Raw genomic sequence first — 477 nt, forward strand, 5'->3', positions numbered from 1 at the left:
GTTCTCACACAACACCCACACACCACACACAAACCACCACAACAGCAGCCTGCCCGCAGCACGCAGCAACCTGTAAACAGGAACAACAACATGTGTCATCCCAGACACCCAACAGCGCACCAACAACCAACCAACACCAAAGGAAAGCACAAACGCTTAAAATCATCACACGCACGCGCAGACCACCACTTCAGTGATCTAACCAGTAGGTGTTCCACCCAAAAAACAAAAAATAGCCACACGCCACCAACACGATGACACATGACACAAAGAAAAAATAATCTCCTTAGAAAGGAGGTGATCCAGCCGCACCTTCCGGTACGGCTACCTTGTTACGACTTCGTCCCAATCGCCAATCCCACCTTCGACAGCTCCCCCACAAAAAATGTGTTAGGCCACTGGCTTCGGGTGTTACCGACTTTCATGACGTGACGGGCGGTGTGTACAAGGCCCGGGAACGTATTCACCGCAGCGTTG

Annotated in this window: 1 rRNA gene; it reads right to left on the reverse strand. The window is 51.6% G+C overall.

The annotated features are described in order from the left end of the window. Positions 1 to 290: 290 nt before the first annotated feature. Positions 291 to 477 (reverse strand): 16S ribosomal RNA (locus tag AB1Z34_RS11180); the annotation flags it as partial.

The organism is Corynebacterium sp. 045007 (genome assembly GCF_040743205.1).
GTDB classification, from domain to species: Bacteria; Actinomycetota; Actinomycetes; order Mycobacteriales; family Mycobacteriaceae; genus Corynebacterium; species Corynebacterium jeikeium_D.